This window comes from Pseudomonas sp. GW821-FHT01C01, from assembly GCF_059422645.1.
This window is the reverse complement of record NZ_JBWKXF010000058.1, coordinates 1-18,254: the sequence shown is the minus strand read 5'-3', so window position 1 is coordinate 18,254 and position 18,254 is coordinate 1. Positions and strand designations below refer to the sequence as shown.

The window sequence follows — 18,254 nt, the reverse complement described above, 5'->3', positions numbered from 1 at the left end:
TCAGCTCGCCTCGGCTGGAACAGGAGAGGGTGCCGGTTTGCGCAGGGCATCCAGGCGTGAACCGCTGTAGCGGGTTTCGCGGAAGAAGCGCCAGCCGAACAGGTGGTAGATATTCATGATCCGTCCTTGCTCGCGATACCCCATGCGGATGTGCAGCTTGAGAGCGGGAATGTTGTGGGACTCGCAGATATCCACCACTTTGTTGCAGCCCTGATCAGCCATGGCTTTCCACAGGTTCAGCTGGAAATCGACCGACAGCGTGGTGCCCCGGTAGGCATGAATCTGCTCGAGAGCGAACAGGAAGAACTCACCTGGCTTCACCGGGAACAGGCAGCCGTAGTAATGCCGGTCGAGATAATCGCGTTTGCTGCCCCAGATAAAGGCCACGGTATCGCCGTTTTCATCCAGGTACATGTGCCCGGTGTACCCTTCGCACGCAAGCTCGGCCATGGTGCCCACGCGATCACCGAAGTGTCTGGCAAACGCCACGGCGTTCTGTGGGGTGATGGTTTCCAGTCGCAGCGGTGTATAGGGCCGAAGCTTGTGTGGTGGTACCGGGCTCACCAGATCGCGCTCCATCCACAACAGTTCTTCGTGGAAAAACACGTAGTGTTTCCACACCTTGCTGACGGTGGCGCGCAGGCCTTTTTGTTTGATGTGATCACTGAGTTTTTTCAGCACGCTCATGTTTTTGACTCCTGACGGTGTTGGCCGTGAGTGGAGTGACTCAATGCGCGACGAATCGTCCACGCGGTAAAAAATCAATGACGTTCATGAGGTGCTCCAGCTGAGGGCAAACAGGGTTTCTCCTGGTAAATCGAAGCTGATGCGACCTTCCAGGCATTTGAAAGATGCGTCGCGACTGCGGTTGTCGGCGCCGAAATAGCGCAATGTTCCCTGGGTCAATGGACATTCCGCGCCGGCCAGGCTTACACGCTGCAAGCGTGTGCCTTTGTTGACGCCGAGCAGGCTGCGTTGGTGTCCGGCAGACATGGCCAGCACGTCAACCTCGAAGGCGTCGTTCTCCAGGCGCATGACATCGTGTAGCCAATGCTTGCGGATAAATTGCTGCGCCAGGCCCACGGGCTTGAGCTCGAATTTATCCTCGCCGAGCACGCGGAACATGCCCTTGGGATACTCAGGTTCGTCATCGGCCTGGAACCAGCCGAGCATGTCGAGCAAGCCGTCCTGGGAAGCATTGATGATGACCGAGGCCCACCACAACGAGGCGTAGTGGGTTTCCTGATCGTAAGGGCTGAGGCTGGCCCCGCTGGACATGTTGGTCTGGTCCAGCAACAAGGCTTTGCGCGGTCGTCCCTGGGCGTCGAGCCCCACCAGCTCTGCCGCTTTGCGTACGCTATCGCGGTAGACACGGGTCGCCAGCAGGTCACGGACCATCCATTCGTGCCACGCCAGCGCATCGATCTTGTCGCCGGACTCGGCCAGCAAGCGTCGGGCCCAGTCGATGCCGCGCTTGTCGGCGGCATTGTCGACGAACGGGCCATTGACGAACCGGGAGCTGGCCGGCATGGCGATGCGCACGCCGGCCTTGGCGTTGTCCGGGTTGCTGCGCACTTGCCAGGCCATGCTGTTGAAGAGGCGCTGGTAGCTGGCGTAGTCCGGGTAGTTGAGGTTCGGTTCGTCGGCAAAGCCGATGTAGTGCGTGCCCTTGCCGCCAAGTGCGCGTGTGGCGGCGAGCCAGGCGTCGAGGCCGGCGTTGCTGGTGGTGTCGGCGCGCAGGTCGGCCCGGCGCTGACGGCCGGCCAGCAGGGTGATGTCCTGAGTGATGCCGAAGCGATCCTGATACAACCGGCGGAACACGTCTTCGTAATGCGGCCGCGTCGCCATGATATCGACCAGGCTGTAATAGGTTCCGGCCTGTGGTTGCAGGGCATCGAGCACGGCGAAACTGGAATCCGGCGGTCGCGCATACGGCAGGGCGATACCCAGGTTCGGGGTCTTGCCGAGCACGTCTTTGTGCAGCGTCAGCCGGGTCTGGCCTTCGTCTTCGTGCAAGGGTTTGAGCTGTTGCGGGTTCTGGGCGAACAGGTTGGCCGTGCCGTCGAGCCAGAATGCGACCTTGCCGTTGCCGTGCAGGTGCAGGCGCCAGACTTGATCGGTGGTGGCAACGGGCAACTCGACTTTGTCGAACTGCCAATAAACGGGGTAAGGCTTGAGAGGCAGTGAAAACTGTTGGCCGTCACTCACGCGCTGCGCTTGCAACGCGTCGACGCCGCCGTGGAATTTACCGGCCAGCACCGCGTGTTCACCGGCCGCGACCTTGAAATACAACTCGTCACCGTCCCGGGGCTCAACGCTGAAATGCACCTTGGCCGGGGCGAACAGTGCGACGGTGTGGTCGTCGTGCTCAACCGTATAACGACGGAAGCTGTAGCCAGGAATTTCCAGTCGATAACTGGCGGCGCCCGGCGCCAGGTCCCAGTGTTGACTGCCGCTGGGCTCATTGGCGGCAATCAGTCGTTCGCTCTGGAGTTTGCCCTGGCCATCGAGCAAGTAGAGGTGTTCTTCGTTGGCTTCAGCCTGCCACACCGGGGCCCAGAGCACAGTCAGGGTGTCGGGGCGGTCCGTTTGCAGGTACAGGCTGCCGTCGCGGATATCGGCCCAACGCATGGGCGCAGCTTCGGCGCTCAGCCCGAGGCCAAGACTCACCAGTAATAACAGGTGTTTCATGCCGATTTCCGTTGCAGCATCAGCAGCATCGGCGCGATGTCGCCGGGCAGGACGATAAGCGTTTGCCAGATTGGCACGTGGCTCAACCGGCAATACGTCACCAACAGCGCCAGGGTCACGGCCAGGTAGGCGATAGAGGACGCCGCTGCTGCGCCGACGATGCCGTAGGTCGGGATCAGCACCACATTGAGCGCCAGGTTGAGCAGGGCGCTGAGGCCCATCAACAACGAAATCGTGCCGGGCCGGTTTTTGCCCAGCAGGTCCAGGCGCAGAATGCTCGCGTAGCACAGACCCAACAGGCCGGGCAGCAGCGCCAGCAACGCAGGATAGGCAGGCTGATAAGCCTCGCCGAACAGTGTCACGATCAACCATTCACCGACGACTGCCATGGTCAGGCAAGCGCCGAGCATCACCGTAGCGGTCAGGCGCAAGGCCAGTGGCGTGACTTTTTCGATGCCTTCTTCCTGTTGCAGCAGGCGCTTCATCAGCGGCGTGGTCACTGCTTCCGGAACGATCAGCAGCAACTCGGCGGCCGCACTGGCCATGGCGTAGTGACCCAGCGCCGTGGTGCCGAGCAGGGCGCCGATGAACAGGTAGTCGGAGCGCAGAATCACTTGCTGGAACAGCAGGTCTGGATGACTGCGGGCGCTGTAGCGCAGCAGTTCGTTTTGACTGGCGCGATCCCATTGCAGGCTCAGCGGATGCTCGCGCTTGAGCCAGACCCAACCGGCCACAACCACCAGGCTGATCCCCGCCAGCCAACTGATCAACGCCGCTTCCAGGGCTGCGGTTTTCCACATCCAGAACAGCGCCAGAAACAACAGCAGAGGTGTCAGCGATTCGGTCAGGCGCAAGGCATTGAAGGCGACCACGCCGCCCGAGGCGTTGTGCAGGGTCAGCAAACCGCTTTTGAGCACGGTCAACGGCACCGCCAGCAGCAACAGCCAGGCGAGCAGGCCCAGTTGCGTGGTGATGTCCAGTTCACTGCCGAACTCGCGGGTCAGCGCCACCACCAGCAAGGTCAGCAACGCCGCCAGCAGACAACCGAACAGCAGCACCTGGCTCAGCAGCAAGCCCATCGGTCGTTGCTTGGCCGCCTGATAGCCCACCGCTGAATTCAAGCCGCCGCTGGTGGCAGCGCTGATCAGGTCGGGCAGGGCGCTGAGCAAGGCAAACAAGCCGCGTTCGCTGGGGCCGAGAATCCGCGCCAGTAACACGTTACGCAGCAAGCGCAGGGCGATCATCGCCAATTTGGTGCCCATGCTCAGGGCCAGGTGCCTGAGGTAGTTGCTGCGGCTCATGGGCGTGCCCCACGGCAGATGCGCCAGGACAGCAACTCGGGATTGCGCGCGGTGCGCTGGCTGACGCCGAAGCGTGGCAGGGCCAGTGGATCTTCGGCCCCTCGATAAATGCCGGTGCCAGTACCCAGGGCAAACGGGAAGTCATGCCTGGCCACCTGTTGACGCACCCGCGCATCGTTGTCGCCATTGGGGTAGCAGTAAACCGGCAACGGCTGGTCGCAGCCGTGGCGCAGCGCGTCGCGACTGCGGCTCAGTTCTTCATCCAGGCGTTGATCGTCGAGGCCGGTAAGGATGGCGTGGCTGGCACCGTGAGGGCCGAAGCGTACCAGACCGGACGCTTCCAGATTGCGCACTTGCTGCCAGTCCAGCGCCTGGGGTAACGACTCTTGGGGGCAGGCGTCGGTCAGGCGATTGAGGTCCAGGTGCGACAGGGTTTTCAGGCTCTGCAAAAAGTTCAGCAACGCCAGGCTGCGGCGTTGTTCATCCGGGTTTTCGCACAGTGCCGGCAACGGACGCCCAAGTTGCTGCAGGCTTGCGATCAAGTGCCGGCGTGCCTGTTCGCCATGGCTGTTCCACAGGGTTTCGCCGATGCTTTCCCACCAGAACCGCTGGCGACTGCCAATGAAATCGGTAGACAGAAAGATGCTCGCCGGCACCTGGCGTTTTTGCAGCAGCGGGAACGCGTTCACTGCGTTGTCACGCCAGCCGTCGTCGAAGGTCAGCGCCACTTTCGGCCGCTCCGAACGCCGCGCGTCAGGTTGCAGAATGTCCATCAGCGGCACGCAGTCGAAGTGTTTTTTCAACCACACCAGCAGATGTTCAAACGCCTTTGGCCCGACGCACAGTTCATTGCGATGGGGCAGTTCGGCAGCCTGGTCGCTGGCCAGCACCCGGTGCAGCATCAGGATCACCCCGGCGCCGTGCAGTTGATTGCGCCCGACCGGGGAGTTGAGGTACAGCCAGCCACTGGTGCGTTTTAACAGTTGTTTGATTGCCACGGCACGCGCCTCTCATCGATTTTGCTCGGGGTTCCATTGGGCGTAACGCCGACCGCGCAGGAATTGCCACAGGCCGGTGCTCATCCCGGCAAGGGTCACCAGAAGGAATGCGGCCAGGCGAAAGGGTTTGGGCAAGCGGTGTTGCGAATCCAGCAGGCCGGCAATGGCCACCGTGTAACCGAGCAATTGTGCGATCAGGCTCAGGCGATAAAGGCCGTGGTCATCCCACAGCCAGAAATTGCTCAGCAGCAACGGCAGCAACAGGATCGGCGCCAGACGCCGGATCAGCTTGTGGCTGATCAAGGCAATCGCATACAGGCCGTGGGTCAGGGGATTCAGCAGCTCCCGGCGCTGGGCCAGGCTTTGCAGGCCACCCACCGTGACGCGCTGACGGCGACGGAATTGCTTGTCGGCTTCGTCCACGCCCTGGTCGATCACCCGGGCCTGGGGCACATAGACAATCCGTTTGAACGCCACCGGCGCGCAGGTGCTGATAAAGAAATCGTCGTTGACCTCCGCCGGCACGTTCTGGAACAACTCGCGGCGCAGGGCGAGCAATGCGCCGTCGGCGGAGACCATGCAGCCGGTGCGATTTTCCACGTAGCGCAGCCAGCCTTCATAGTGCCGATACAAGCTGTCGCCAATGCTCAAGCCCTTGCCGGTCACCGGGATCACCATATGCCCGGCGCAGCCACCGACCTGCGGGTCGTTGAGCGGCGCGAGCAACTGGCCGAGGGTATCGGTGGACCATTGGTTGTCGGCGTCGGTAAACACCAGAATCTCGCCGCTGCTGATCGCGACCCCGGCATTGAGCGTCGCCGCCTTACCCTGGCGGGGCAGGTCGAGCACGCTGATGCGCGGGTCATTGACCTTGCGTGCACAGGCCACGGTGTCGTCGGTCGAGCCGTCGCTGGCGAGGATGATTTGCAGTGAGCGGGCCTGATAATCCTGGGTGAGTATGGTGCGCAGTTTTTCTTCGATATGCCGCGCCTCGTTGTGTGCGGCAATCACGATGCTCACGTTCATCGGTTGAGCCGGTCCATGGCGTGGTGCCGGGTAGAACGGTGCCAGCAACGTCAGCAACAGGGGATAGCCGAGGTAGGCGTAAACCGGTAGCAACAGGCACAACCAGAAAATGAATTCAGCCACGGGCGGGCCTCCTGGCATTCCAATGACAAAGGCTGAGGATAAACGCGGCACCCGCCAGGTGCAGGCGTACCCAGTGCAGGCCCCAGAGTTGCAGGGTCAGGAGCATGTCGCGGTGCCTGGCACTCTGGCGCACGCTCAGCGCCAGTGCGGGCAGGACGGTCAGCAGCAGCATCAGCGCCGAATGATGGGGGTAACCGTCGAACAGGGCGGAAATGGCCATGAAATCGATCACCCAGACAGCAATCGACAGTAGCGGAAAACGCAGCAGCCGCAGGCTGGGTCCATGGGTACGCAGCAGTTGCAGATGACTGCCCTGGCGCCACATTTCCTTGCCTATCCACTCCCGCCAACTGCCTTCGTAGCCCCAGTGCAACGCCACGCTTTGGTTGACCGAGAGCAGCCTGGCGCCAGCATCGGACAGGCGCATGGTCAGTTCCTTGTCTTCGCCGGTGCGCAGTTGTTCGTTGAAGCCACCGACCTTGTCGAACCAGCGACGGCGCATCAGCAGGTTGGAACTGGGCAGCCATTGCGCGACATGCTGCGGCTGCGTATCGGGGCGCAAGGTGCGGCGCTGCCAGGCGTCGGCGTACCACGGCGCTTCGGCCGGGGTGTGCAGGTCCAGGCCAATGACATCGGCCTGGCCGCCGGACTCGAGGTTGAACAGCAGCTTGAGCCAGTTCTCGGGCATCTCGATGTCGGCATCGATAAAGGCCAGCCATTCACCGCTGGCGATCGCCGCTCCGCGATTGCGCAATGCACCGATGAGCAGGCCGGGCAGGGCCAGAACCCGGGCGCCGAACTGCCGGGCAATGTCCGGGCCCTGGTCATCCGAGCCGTTGTCGACCACGATCAACTCGCATTCGACGTTGGCCGCCTCGGCGGCATGTCGTGCCGCGAGCAGGGTTCGGGCGATGTGCCGGGCCTCGTTGTACATCGGGATGACGATGCTGATGCGGTTCATGCCCTGACCTCCGTCGTCGGGGCTTCTTCGGCTTTAGTGCGCAGCACGCTGGTCAACGCGAGCATGATCCACAGGTACTTATGGTTCGGCGCGCTGAGGAACATCAGGAACAACGTCAACGACAGAAAACTCATGCCGAGGTGGGTCATCAAATCGGCCTGATGCCCGTCTTGTCGCAACAGCCAGGCGCGGCGGGCGCGAATCAGGTTGTACAGACCCAGGGCCAGCATGCCGACGAACATCAGGCCGGCGGGAATCCCCAGTTCACTGAAGATCTCCAGGTAGGTGTTGTGGGCGCGACGGTACAGGTCCTCGGTCTTGCCGGAGACGGAAAAGGTCTTGGCATAACCGGTGGTGGCGTAGTGCAGCGGAAACGTGCCGGGGCCGGTGCCAAGCAACGGGTTCTCGGCGATCATGGCGCTGCCGACCACAATGTAGGAGGCGCGACGACCCAGGGACGGATCCTGACTCTTGGCCCCGGAGCTGAGGATGCTCAGCGACTGGATACGCGCCACGTAACCGGCCGGCATCGCATAGAGCCCCAGCGGAATCACAATCGCCAGGCCGAGCATGGCAAAACCCAGGTGGCGCGGACGAATGCGTGGCAATTGCGCACGGTAATGCCAGGCGCCGATCAACAGGCTGAGGAACAGCACCACCAGCCCCGACCGGGATTCGGTCCTGGTCATGCCGCGCAGCAACAGGAGGAAGCAGAGACCCCAGAACCACCGGTGCAGCAGGTTCGGGCTGCGGACCACCAGCAACAACGCCATGGGCACGGCGAAGGCGATCATCAGGGCAAAGTTGTTCGGGTCGTTTTGCAAGCCGGAGGCACGGCCCACGTCCTGGTACTTGGCGGAGAACATGGCCATGGCGCAGGTCACCGCGACACTGACGGCAACCAGTTTGGCGAACAGGTCGAGGTTCAACTCACGCCCGACCAGCAGGGTGATGACAAACAGAATCAGGCCGATGCTCAATTCGCGCAGGTGGCCCAGGGACATGTCCATATCGTCGGTATTCAACAGGCTCAGCAGGTACAGCAACATGAACCCGACCAGGAAACGCCAGATATTGCTGCGCAGGCGAGCGGACGGCAGTTGGTGAATCGCCAGTTGCAGCATCAGGATCAGCGCCAGCGAGGCCCCGAGGAACTTGGAGCCGGATAACGCGTTGCCCGTGAACAGCCCCTCGAAAGGCAGCATGGCGACAATACCCAGCAGGCCCCAGGCAGGTTTGCGGTATAGCACCGCGACACCCACCAGGCCCAGCACCGCTCCCGGCGCCAGATACGGATAAGGGCTGGCCAGCAAACCGAGGCAGACCAGGCCGAGCAAACTGACGATCGAGAGCGGAACAATCACGTGCGTGCCTCCCGTGCAGTCCGCAGGTAAAGCTGCGACCAGCGTTCGGCCAGGGCCTTGAGGTCGTAGCGATCCCGTTGCGTACGTTTTGCGTTGTCGATCAACTCGCCGGCCATGGCCGGGTCACGCAGCAACGCGCCGATCTGGCAGGCGAGGGCGGAGCTGTCGGCGGGCGCGGCCAGCAGGCCGTTGTGGCGGTCCTGCAAGACATCGGGAATCCCGCCGACGCCGAAGGCCACCACCGGCACCCCGGCCTGCATCGCTTCGAGCAGAATCATGGGCGTGCCTTCGGTGCGCGAGCTGATCACCAGCGCATCGAGTTGCCGCCACCACGCACGCATGTCGGTCTGGTAGCCCGGCAGCGTGATGCGCGTCTGCAAACCCGCTTCGTCGATTCGCGCCAGCAGGCTTTCCCGCTCCGGCCCGTCGCCGAGCATCACCGCATCCAGTTGCGGATACTGCTGACACAACGGGATCAGGGCATCGAGAAACAGGTCAGGGCCTTTTTCGCTGCTCAGGCGCCCGACGTAACCGGCCAGCCAGCGTTGACGTGCGCCACTGCGCGGCAGCAATTCGTTGGCCTCCGGCAGGCCGTTGGGAATCACCTGCAGTTTGTCCATGCGCACATTGGCCTGGCGGTGCAGCGCGGCAATGCTTTCGGCGACACATACCACCCGGTCCACCGAGGCCGTGCGGCACAGTTGCAGGCTCAGCCAGGTGTAGAACTTCTGCTTGCGACTGCGCGGGGTGAAGCCGTGCTGGGTGATCACCAGCGGCAGGCGCAACAGCGTAGCGCCGACCCAGCCGAACAACAGGCCCTTGAAGTTGTGCGTATTGATCAGTGGCCGCTGGTCCCGTCGCTGGCGCAAGTGCCCGAGCAGCGCGCCCAATCCCGCACAGCCGAGGCAATCCACGCCGGCCTCGCGAAAACGTGCGATCAGTTCTGGTGGCGCATCGAGAAACAACACCTGGTGCTGCCCCGGCGTCGCCAGGCAATGATCCAGCAGCATCCGTTCGGCCCCATAGAAGCCGCCACTGCTGAGCAAATGAATGATCGGCAGGTCGTGGGTGGTGCCGAGTGGCGCGTTCAATTGCGCACCCAATGAATGAGGGCCGGCACGCTCCAGTTCTTGTGCGGGTTGTTCGGCAGGGTGCTTTGATCGTTGATCACCAGCAGCACCGGCAAGCCCAGTTCATGGGTGATTTGCGCAGGGTGCTTGAAGCGGTGGTCGAAGAACTCACGCACGTAGACCAGGGCAATCGCCAGCAGCAGACCGGTGAACAACCCGAACGGAATGATCAGCATCGGTTTGGGGAACGCCGCTTCGGTCGGTTCGAACGGCGGGCTGAGCACCCGTGCGTTGGACAGGTCGTTGTCCAGCGCGCGCGCGGTGCTGCTTTCGGCGAAGCGCTGGGCATAGGTGGAGAACGCCGCGTGCAGCGCGTTGATCTCGGTGTCCATCTGCCGCAGCTTGCTCCGGGTTTCCTGCAATTGATGGATGCGATTCTTGAACTCGGCAATGCGCGCGGTTTTCTGGTCGATGACCGAGCTGATCGTCGCCAGGTCGCTGGTGCGCTCCTGAATCCGGTTGCTGACAATCTTCAGGAATTGCCCACGGGCCCGGATGATTTGCTCGCGGGCCATTTGCATCGGCTCACTGCCGGGCTGAAAGACCGCCAGGTCGTCCATGTAACGGCCGACCATGGTCGTCAGTTGCTCACCCAGTTGCTTGATCTCGCGGTCTTCGAAAGCGACGTTGTCGACCGTGGTGGTGAAGGTGTAGGGGAAGGTGTAGTCGTTGAATTTGGCGTTGTTGGCGGTCGCCAGGCTGGTTTTCAGGTAATCGAGCCAGCGCTGGCTTTGCAGCAGTCGGTCCTGATACAGGTTGAGCGCCTGCTCCTCGGTGTTGATCGCGTTGAGGCGGAACGTGATTTCTTCCTTGGGGTCGGACGAACCGATGCTTTCGAGCAAGGCCAGGCGATTGGCTTCCAGGCCATCGAGACGCACCTGGTACTGCAACTTCTTGGTTTCGTAGAAGCTCTGCGGCAGGTCGATCGATTGCATTTCCTGGCGGCTGACCAGGTAATTTTGCAGCAGGGCGGTGACGAAACGGGTGCCTTGGGCCGGGTCAGGGAAGCTGTAGACGATCGAGATCACGTTGGAGCCCGGCAAGGTTTCAACCTTGAGGGCACTGGACGCTTGCTGCGTGAGGGCATCGAGCAGGGTGTCGCGTACCGGATCGGTCTGCAGCCCGAGCAGACTGCGAACCGGGTTGATCACGTGCTCGCGAACGGGGTTGCTCACAAACTGTTTGAACGGCTGCACCAGCAGTTTGTTGAAGGCGCTCACGGGCAGCGTGTACTCACCCTTTTCGCGCAACTGGCCGATGGTCTGGCGGATCAACGCCGGCGAACGCAGGATATTGCTCTCGGTCTCCATGTCCGCCAGCGACGGCGGAATGAAGGAAGCGTTTTCCTGATTGAGGGTGCTGGTGGCATCCCCCTGGGAGATTTTCTTGGACTGCACAATCACCTGGGCGGTGATATCGAAGCTCTGCTTGAGCAACAGCGGCAAGACCACAGCGAACACCGCAAAGACCAGGAAGACTCGCTTCACCAACTGCTTGTTGGCGAAGAAGATCCTGAAGAACTCATGCAGGTAGTTTTCCTTTGGATTCATGGGTCACCTGAGAGTCAGTTGTTGCCGCTGCTGTCGTTTTTGTTGTCGACGCGGTAGCTGAAGCTGAAGCCCACACCCTGGAACAACACGACGTCCGCCAGTTGTCGCGCGAGCTCACCGGCGCTGGCCAGTCTGGTCTTGGGCACGTACAGCATGTCGTCCGCTTGCAGGTAGGCGATCTGGGAGGCATCGCCGGACAAGGCTTTTTCTACGTCGTAACGGTGTGCGACCACCTGGTTGCCGTTGCGCCGCATGATCATCACCGAGTCCAGGCGTGCCTTGGCGTTGGAACCGCGGGCCATGGTCAGGGCTTCGAGCACCGACACCGGGCGGCGGATCGGATAGGAGCCCGGCTGGCCGACTTCACCCAGTACATAGATTTCGTTGCCGGCGGTGGACTTGAGCAGCACGTCCACGGTCATGCGACCCGGCAAGGTGGCGTAGCGTTTATTCAGGTAGGCCTCCAGTTGGTTGACGGTCATGCCTTGCAGCGGCACGGCACCGATTTCCGGGAAACTGGCGTAGCCGTCGGTGCCCACGATGATTTCCCGGCTCATGCCGGTGACGGGGTGGTTGAGCACGGACTTGAGGTTCTGTTCATTGGTCAGCGGGGTCACCAGAATCACTGACAGCTTATTGCGGTTGGGCTGGAACAGCTGTTTGCGGTCGTAGGCGCGCTGAATCGCATCCCGTGCCTCGTCGCGGGTCAGGCCCTCGATTTTCACTGTGGTGTTGGCCCCCGGCAGTTCGATGGTGCCATCGGGTAGCACCAACTGGTTGCCGTTGAACTGGCTGGCGGCGGTGAAGTTCAGCGCGATCATGTCTCCGGACTGCACGCGATAGGCGGCCGAGCCACTGGTGCTGATGTGGAAGATCACGTCCAGCACATCCTGTGGGCGCAGGGTCTTCTCGACCTTGGGCACGTCAGTGGCCTGGGCGTTGGCCGGTGGGGCCGTAAGGATTTGCACCGGCATGCTTTGTGATTCGTCGGAGGAAGTGCTGGAGCAACCTGCAAGGGGCAGCAACAGCAGGACAAGTATCTTGGCGTTCATGGCGTCACCCTTGTCTGATTGCTCACAGGTTTTTGTACAGCCATTCGGGCATGTAGTACTTGCGTCGGTTGAATACGCTGCCGACCAGTTTTGCCCCGGCCTGGCTCAGGCGCTGGGCCGCGGCCTGGGCCACTTCCCAGCGGGTATCCTCCGAGCGCACGACCAGGACCACGCCGTCCACCTGGGTGCTGATGACCAGGGTGTCGGAGGCCGAATACACCGCGTCGCCGTCGATCACCACGAACCGGTAGCGGATGCCGAGTTGATCGAGCAGCGGGCTCAGGCGCTCCGGTGTCAGGTGTTCGTTGCCACGGGAATAGCGGCCGAATGGCAGAACGTGAAAGGGCAGGCTGGAGACTTCCACCACGCAGTCCTGCAACAAGGGCGGGCTCTGGGTGTTGAACAACAAGTCGCGAAACCCCCGTTCCTTGCTCAGCCCCAACTGTTGCGTGAGGTTGGTCGCCGACTGGCTGGCATCCACCAGCAGCACCAGGCCGCTGCTCATCTTCGCCAGTTGACTGGCCAGCGCCAGGGCGCTGGTGGTGGTGCCTGCGCCGGGGTTGGCGGCTGTCAGGAAAAGGATCCGCAGGTTCTGGTCAAGCACTGTCGATGTCAGGTTGGACTCGCTCGGGCTGGCAATACTGAGGCTTTTAGCCGTTGAACCATCCATTTAACTCGCTCCGTGACCGCTGAACACTTTGAGAGGGGTTTTCAATAGAATCTTCAAATCAAGCAGCAGGCTCTGCTCGGTGATGTAGGTGAGGTCCAACTCAACGCGCTGGTCGAAGTCGATATTGCTGCGCCCGGAGATTTGCCACAGGCCGGTCATGCCGGGGTAGATGCTCAGGCGCGCGAGGTGCTTGTCCTGGTAGCGGTAGGCGTTGAACGAAGTCGGCCTGGGACCTACCAGACGCATGTCGCCGGTCACCACATTGAACAGGTTCGGCAGCTCGTCGAGACTGGTGCGCCGCAGGAAGCCGCCGATACCAGTGATGCGCGGGTCCTTGTCGATCTTGAAATCGATGGCGTCGGCACCGTGCTTGTTCAGGTGCCGCAGAGACTCCTTGAGCTCCTCGGCGTTGGCGACCATGGTGCGAAATTTGTACATGCCGAACATGCGGCCGCGGTAGCCGGTACGTTTCTGCACGAACATTACCGGCCCCGGACTGGAGAATTTGATGGCCAGCGCCAGCCCCAGCAGCAGCGGGGAAATCAGCACCAGGATCAGCAGCGCGCCGAAGCAGGCCAGGACGCGGTTGGTGCGCGACAGGGTCCACGGCCGGCCACCTTCGCGACCGGTCATCCAGCCACGGCCCTGCATGTGGATGGCGGCATCCATGCGCCTGCGCTGCTCGGGGTCCAGGCGCTTGTCCCTGCGCAGTTTGTCAAAGGGCACACTTTTTTCGTGTTCAGACATAAATTCTCCGCAGAGTTAAGCCGTGTGCGGCATGGGCGACAGGCAGTCAGTCGTTAGTGAGGAACCAGGCAACGAAGCTCCTCAGTTCCTCATCCAGCTCGATAGGCGGCTGGAAATCGGTAGCGGGGGCCAAGTCGCTGGCAAGCAGCGCCTCTACGGCCGGCGTATCGGTCAGGTCAACCGCTGATAGCGGGAAAGGGCGTGCCTGCTCCTGCACCCAACGCATGCAATCGTGCTTGAGTTGCGGGTCGTAGTAGCTGTTGAAGTTGTCCAGGCCGAACACCTGGTGTCCATCGTGCAACCGTCGCAGCACGCAATGGGCATCAATAAAACCGGTCGCTCCGGTGACGAGAGTCTTCATGGCCGTACGGCCTCGGGCACGATGTGGCGCAGGCCGATGCCGCTGTAATGCAGGCCGGCGGCCGCCACCTGTTCCGGGCTGTACAGGTTGCGCCCGTCCACGATCACCCGGTGACGCAGTTTGCTCGCCAGCCTGTCGAAGTCGACCACGCGGAAGTTCTTCCACTCGGTGCAGATCACCAGGGCGTCAGCGTCTTCGAGTGTGTCATCGCGGGTGGCGCACAGATGCAGGTCGTCGCGGTAACCGTAAAGGCGCCGGCATTCGGACATGGCCTCCGGGTCGTAGGCCTGCACGCTCGCGCCTTCGGCCCAGAGTGCTTCCATCAGGTAGCGGCTGGGTGCTTCGCGCATGTCATCGGTGTTGGGTTTGAACGCCAGGCCCCACACAGCGATGGATTTGCCGGCCAGTCCACCGGGAAATTGCGCCTTGAGTTTGCTGAACAGAATATGCCGCTGGTGGTCGTTGACGTCGGTCACGCTACGCAGCAACTTCAAGGGCATTCCGGCGTTTTCGGCGGTGTGCAACAGGGCGCGCAGGTCCTTGGGGAAGCACGAACCGCCGAAGCCGCAGCCGGGGTAGATGAAGTGGTAACCGATGCGCGGGTCCGAACCGATGCCTTTGCGCACGGCTTCGATATCGGCCCCCAGCAACTCGGTGAGGTTGGCCAGTTCGTTCATGAAACTGATGCGCGTGGCCAGCATCGCGTTCGCCGCGTACTTGGTCAGCTCGGCGCTGCGGTTGTCCATGAACATCAATTTGTCGTGGTTGCGGCAGAACGGTGCGTAGAGCGCGCTCATCTGATCACGCGCTTGATCATCACCGGTGCCGACGATGATCCGGTCCGGGCGCATGCAATCGGCCAGGGCACTGCCTTCCTTGAGAAACTCCGGGTTGGACACCACCCGTACCTTCAGCGCGCCTTTGCCGCGGCGCTGCAACTCTTCAACGGCAGTCGCGCTGACCTGATCCGCCGTGCCGACCGGCACCGTGGACTTGATGATCAGGGTACGGTCGGCCTCCATGAAACTGGCGATCTGCCGGGCCACGTTCAACACATGGCTGAGGTCGGCTGAACCGTCTTCGTCGGCGGGCGTACCGACGGCGATGAAAATCAGCTCGGCGTGCTCCACCGCATCGCTGGCCTGGGTGGTGAAGAGCATGCGACCGGCCTTGATGTTTTCTTCAAGGGTGCCGGACAGCCCTGGCTCACTGATCGGTGGCACGGCCTGTTGCAGTTGCCGGATCTTGTTCGGATCGATGTCGACACACAGGACGCGATGTCCGACATCGGCCAGTGCCGCTGCTTGTATCAGGCCAACATAGCCTGTACCAAATACGCTCACGTCCATATTAGCGCCTCGTAAAACGGTGGAGAGTTGCAAAACAAGACTGTCAAAAGGGGTATAGACCAGCCTCGGCAAACCGTATCGGCAAACCGGCATGTAAAAGGGGCAAGACACCCCCAAATATGGGGGTGATTGCCATCAAAGTCCCACCACTGTTGGGTTTTCCCCCCGATTTTGGCTGTTTGACGAAAAACTCAAGAAAGCGACAAACGGTCGTAAGCCTTGAAATACAAGGTTTGTAGCTGCTTGAGGGTGTCAGGTTTGAGTCTCCGAATTAATGACGATTTTCCCCAAAGTCCGACAGTTCTTACGCACAGATGGCGCAATGTCTGTGTTAAAAAATGTCCAACTATCTATTGATCAAGTGCCTGTCGAGTCATGGCCAATTCAATGATGCTGTCTTCGTCAGCCAGCCGCCTGTGAGCGGCAACGGGCGTCAGTTCGCCTCGGTGGTATCAAACCAGGTGTCGGCGGTTTGCGGGTTGGTCTTGGGGTCGTGCAGCAGGGAGAATCCACGGTCGAGCAAGGTGCGGCCGATAAACCGCGACCCCACTTCGTTCAAGTGCGAATCGTCCAGGTACAGCAATTGACCCTGAATGACCGGACTGCACACGCCGGCCGGGCATATCACTTGATTGGGGTCGATAAAGCGGATCTGCGGGAACCTGGCCCGCACGTCCGCCCAATAGGGCGCCAGTGCACTCTGGGCGACCGAGCAATTGCGTTCGGTGCCGAACATCAACCGGCGAATCGGGCAACTCGCCGCCTTTTCAATGTGCTGGTTGCTCAGGATGACGATCACCTGGCCGCTGTTCTCCACCACCCGCTGGATGCTCGCTTCGACCAGATCCCTGGCCTGTGCATCCTTGGGCCAGATCGCCGCCAGCACCACGTAGCGATATTTGTTCTGCTCGATCAGGCTGAACACTCGCTCGTTGCGTTTCGCACAATGGGCTGCATACACCGCGGGCATTTCGGCGGTGAAGCCGAGGATCGGCGGGCAGGAGTCCATGGTGTAGTCCATGAGCATGATGTTGTTGGGCCTGGCCAGAATGTCGACCATGCCGGTGAAGTGATTGGCAAACGAGTCGCCAATCATGATGCCGTCCAGTTCATCCTTGGAGGCGCCCAACCGGCAGTGATCATTGGGTTCGGTCTTGTACAGCGCATTGGGCACGTGGCACCCGCTGCGGACCTCGGCGGGCTTGTTCAGGGTCATCGCTTCAAGCGCTGAAACCCCGGGGTTGAAGCGTTGTGGAAAACCGTTGAACTGCAGGCTCAGCCCCGCCAGTACGGCCAGCCCCAACGCCGGAAGGGCAAACCGGAGAGTGAAGACCCGGGCAAAGTGCAGGCTTGCCCCGTTACGTCGAAACGGCACTTCGACATAACGCCAGGACAGCCACGAAAGCAGGATTGAGGTGGCGATCAGCATCGCCCCCACGGGCAGGTCGATGGGGATTTCCACGTAGTTCAGGAAGGCAATCAACGGCCAGTGCCACAAATACAGCGAGTAGGAGATCAGTCCGATAAACACCATGGGCCGGCTGGTGAGCAAGCGCGAATGACGGTCACCGCTGCCGGCCAGGATCAGCAAAGCGGCGCCCAGGCAGGGGATCAGGGCGTTGATCCCGGGAAAGGTGGAGTCGGGGTTCAAGGCAAACAGCGAGAAACCGATCAGCAGGTAGCCCGCCAGCGCATAACCAAGGGTCGTGAGTTTGCCGATCACGCGCGGTTGGTGCAGGTAGATCCCCAGCAGCCCGCCCAGCATCAGTTCGAAAAAACGCGTGGGCAGCAGGTAGTAGGCGGCCGTGGCAAAAATACCGGTCGCATACTCGGAAACTCCCACCGCCAGCACAACGCCAATGGCCAGTACGGGCAACACGTAACGTGGCGCCAGGCGATATAGCAGCACGACGAACAGCGGCCAGATGACGTAGAACTGCTCTTCGATACCCAGCGACCAGGTGTGCAGCAACGGCGCTTCGCTGGCATCGGCGGCGAAGTAGTTACCGTACTTGACCCAGATATAGATATTCGAGACGCCCAGCAGCGAGAACAGGGCGCTGACGTTGAGGCGGATCAGGTCGACCGGGGACAGGATGAAGGCCCCGGCGATCACCGTCGCCAGCAGCACCGTCGCCAGCGCCGGCACGATGCGGTTGATGCGGCGCTGATAAAAGCCTTTCAGCGAGAACGCGTTGCGCTTGACCTCGGAAAAGACCTGGGAGGTGATCAGGAATCCCGAGATGACAAAGAAGATGTCGACGCCAACGAAACCACCGGGCAACAGGCCGGCCTTGAGGTGGTGCAGCAGCACTGCGATCACCGCAACAGCGCGCAGCCCGTCGATGTCGGAGCGGTACTTGCCTTGAGCCATGCGCCTGACCATCCCTGAAACCGAATCCATCCCTCGACGTCCGACCCGTGACAAGCGCTGTCAGGTTTTTGGACACTCAACCCACTCATCATTTGTAGCTGGAAATTGGGCGGACGCAAAAACCCAAGGCACCCGTGGCGTACGAGCGTGGTTTTTTTGTGGCTTTCACTGGTTTGGAGGTCACTTCATTTTCAGCGTGGGCATGGTCCCTTGTAGGAGCTGGCTTGCCAGCGATGGTCGTTAACTACAACACGTATGAACTGGATAAACGCGGCGCACTTGCGTCCATCGCCGGCAAGCCGGCTCCTACAGTTTCCCGGGGGGTCCTTGTAGGAGCTGGCTTGCCAGCGATGGTCGTTAACGAGAACGCGTATGAACGGGATAAACGCGGCGCACTTGCATCCATCGCCGGCAAGCCGGCTCCTACAGTTTCCCGGGGGGGCCTTGTAGGAGCTGGCTTGCCAGCGATGGTCGTTAACGACAACACGTATGAACTGGATAAACGCGGCGCACTTGCGTCCATCGCCGGCAAGCCGGCTCCTACAGTTTCCCGGGGG

General features: G+C 61.4%; 14 protein-coding genes and 1 pseudogene. All 15 read right to left on the bottom strand.

Translation table 11 applies throughout. The features are described from left to right. Complete coding sequence (locus AC07XF_RS25005) at positions 1 to 687, bottom strand: N-acetyltransferase (protein WP_495028625.1); 687 nt, start codon at positions 685 to 687, stop codon at positions 1 to 3. An 84-nt stretch (positions 688 to 771) separates the two neighbouring features. After that, complete coding sequence (locus AC07XF_RS25000) at positions 772 to 2,691, bottom strand: hypothetical protein (RefSeq protein ID WP_495028624.1); 1,920 nt, start codon at positions 2,689 to 2,691, stop codon at positions 772 to 774. After that, positions 2,688 to 3,992, bottom strand: coding sequence for a lipopolysaccharide biosynthesis protein (locus tag AC07XF_RS24995; protein ID WP_495028623.1), 1,305 nt, complete (start codon positions 3,990 to 3,992; stop codon positions 2,688 to 2,690). Before AC07XF_RS24995 ends, AC07XF_RS25000 begins: the two co-directional genes overlap by 4 nt. Further along, the gene (locus AC07XF_RS24990) at positions 3,989 to 4,990 is read right to left on the bottom strand and encodes a polysaccharide deacetylase family protein (RefSeq protein WP_495028622.1); all 1,002 of its coding nucleotides are present in this window, start codon (positions 4,988 to 4,990) and stop codon (positions 3,989 to 3,991) included. Before AC07XF_RS24990 ends, AC07XF_RS24995 begins: the two co-directional genes overlap by 4 nt. A 12-nt stretch (positions 4,991 to 5,002) precedes the next feature. Further along, positions 5,003 to 6,139 (bottom strand): glycosyltransferase, encoded by a 1,137-nt coding sequence (locus AC07XF_RS24985; RefSeq protein ID WP_495028621.1) that lies wholly within the window; start codon positions 6,137 to 6,139, stop codon positions 5,003 to 5,005. After that, entirely contained in the window at positions 6,132 to 7,100 is a 969-nt protein-coding gene (locus AC07XF_RS24980) for a glycosyltransferase (RefSeq protein ID WP_495028620.1), read from the bottom strand. The genes AC07XF_RS24985 and AC07XF_RS24980 overlap by 8 nt, the downstream gene beginning before the upstream one ends. Next, the gene (locus tag AC07XF_RS24975; RefSeq protein WP_495028619.1) at positions 7,097 to 8,464 is read right to left on the bottom strand and encodes an O-antigen ligase family protein; all 1,368 of its coding nucleotides are present in this window, start codon (positions 8,462 to 8,464) and stop codon (positions 7,097 to 7,099) included. The genes AC07XF_RS24980 and AC07XF_RS24975 overlap by 4 nt, the downstream gene beginning before the upstream one ends. Beyond that, positions 8,461 to 9,555: a glycosyltransferase family 4 protein gene (locus tag AC07XF_RS24970; protein WP_495028618.1), complete on the bottom strand. Its 1,095-nt coding sequence runs from the start codon at positions 9,553 to 9,555 to the stop codon at positions 8,461 to 8,463. Before AC07XF_RS24970 ends, AC07XF_RS24975 begins: the two co-directional genes overlap by 4 nt. Next, a complete protein-coding gene (locus AC07XF_RS24965; RefSeq protein WP_495028617.1) occupies positions 9,552 to 11,144 on the bottom strand; it encodes a GumC family protein in 1,593 nt (530 codons plus the stop codon). Before AC07XF_RS24965 ends, AC07XF_RS24970 begins: the two co-directional genes overlap by 4 nt. Before the next feature lie 14 nt (positions 11,145 to 11,158). After that, positions 11,159 to 12,196 (bottom strand): polysaccharide biosynthesis/export family protein, encoded by a 1,038-nt coding sequence (locus AC07XF_RS24960; protein WP_495028616.1) that lies wholly within the window; start codon positions 12,194 to 12,196, stop codon positions 11,159 to 11,161. A 22-nt stretch (positions 12,197 to 12,218) separates the two neighbouring features. Next, positions 12,219 to 12,866 (bottom strand): CpsD/CapB family tyrosine-protein kinase, encoded by a 648-nt coding sequence (locus tag AC07XF_RS24955; RefSeq protein WP_495028615.1) that lies wholly within the window; start codon positions 12,864 to 12,866, stop codon positions 12,219 to 12,221. After that, entirely contained in the window at positions 12,867 to 13,613 is a 747-nt protein-coding gene (locus AC07XF_RS24950; RefSeq protein ID WP_495028614.1) for a sugar transferase, read from the bottom strand. Positions 13,614 to 13,758: 145 nt separating this feature from the next. Then, positions 13,759 to 13,974 (bottom strand): annotated as a pseudogene (locus tag AC07XF_RS24945) (NAD-dependent epimerase/dehydratase family protein); the annotation flags it as partial. Next, the gene (locus AC07XF_RS24940) at positions 13,971 to 15,323 is read right to left on the bottom strand and encodes a UDP-glucose dehydrogenase family protein (protein ID WP_495028613.1); all 1,353 of its coding nucleotides are present in this window, start codon (positions 15,321 to 15,323) and stop codon (positions 13,971 to 13,973) included. The pseudogene AC07XF_RS24945 and the gene AC07XF_RS24940, both read right to left, overlap by 4 nt. Positions 15,324 to 15,756: 433 nt before the next feature. Beyond that, positions 15,757 to 17,727, bottom strand: coding sequence for an acyltransferase family protein (locus tag AC07XF_RS24935; RefSeq protein ID WP_495028612.1), 1,971 nt, complete (start codon positions 17,725 to 17,727; stop codon positions 15,757 to 15,759). Between the last annotated feature and the right edge of the window lie 527 nt (positions 17,728 to 18,254).

Coding starts and splice junctions, on each gene's coding strand:
- AC07XF_RS24980 (WP_495028620.1), bottom strand. CDS start 7,100: ATGAACCGCATCAGCATCGTCATCCCGATGTACAACGAGGCCCGGCAC.
- AC07XF_RS25000 (WP_495028624.1), bottom strand. CDS start 2,691: ATGAAACACCTGTTATTACTGGTGAGTCTTGGCCTCGGGCTGAGCGCC.
- AC07XF_RS24955 (WP_495028615.1), bottom strand. CDS start 12,866: ATGGATGGTTCAACGGCTAAAAGCCTCAGTATTGCCAGCCCGAGCGAG.
- AC07XF_RS24950 (WP_495028614.1), bottom strand. CDS start 13,613: ATGTCTGAACACGAAAAAAGTGTGCCCTTTGACAAACTGCGCAGGGAC.
- AC07XF_RS24965 (WP_495028617.1), bottom strand. CDS start 11,144: ATGAATCCAAAGGAAAACTACCTGCATGAGTTCTTCAGGATCTTCTTC.
- AC07XF_RS24940 (WP_495028613.1), bottom strand. CDS start 15,323: ATGGACGTGAGCGTATTTGGTACAGGCTATGTTGGCCTGATACAAGCA.
- AC07XF_RS24995 (WP_495028623.1), bottom strand. CDS start 3,992: ATGAGCCGCAGCAACTACCTCAGGCACCTGGCCCTGAGCATGGGCACC.
- AC07XF_RS24960 (WP_495028616.1), bottom strand. CDS start 12,196: ATGAACGCCAAGATACTTGTCCTGCTGTTGCTGCCCCTTGCAGGTTGC.
- AC07XF_RS25005 (WP_495028625.1), bottom strand. CDS start 687: ATGAGCGTGCTGAAAAAACTCAGTGATCACATCAAACAAAAAGGCCTG.
- AC07XF_RS24935 (WP_495028612.1), bottom strand. CDS start 17,727: ATGGATTCGGTTTCAGGGATGGTCAGGCGCATGGCTCAAGGCAAGTAC.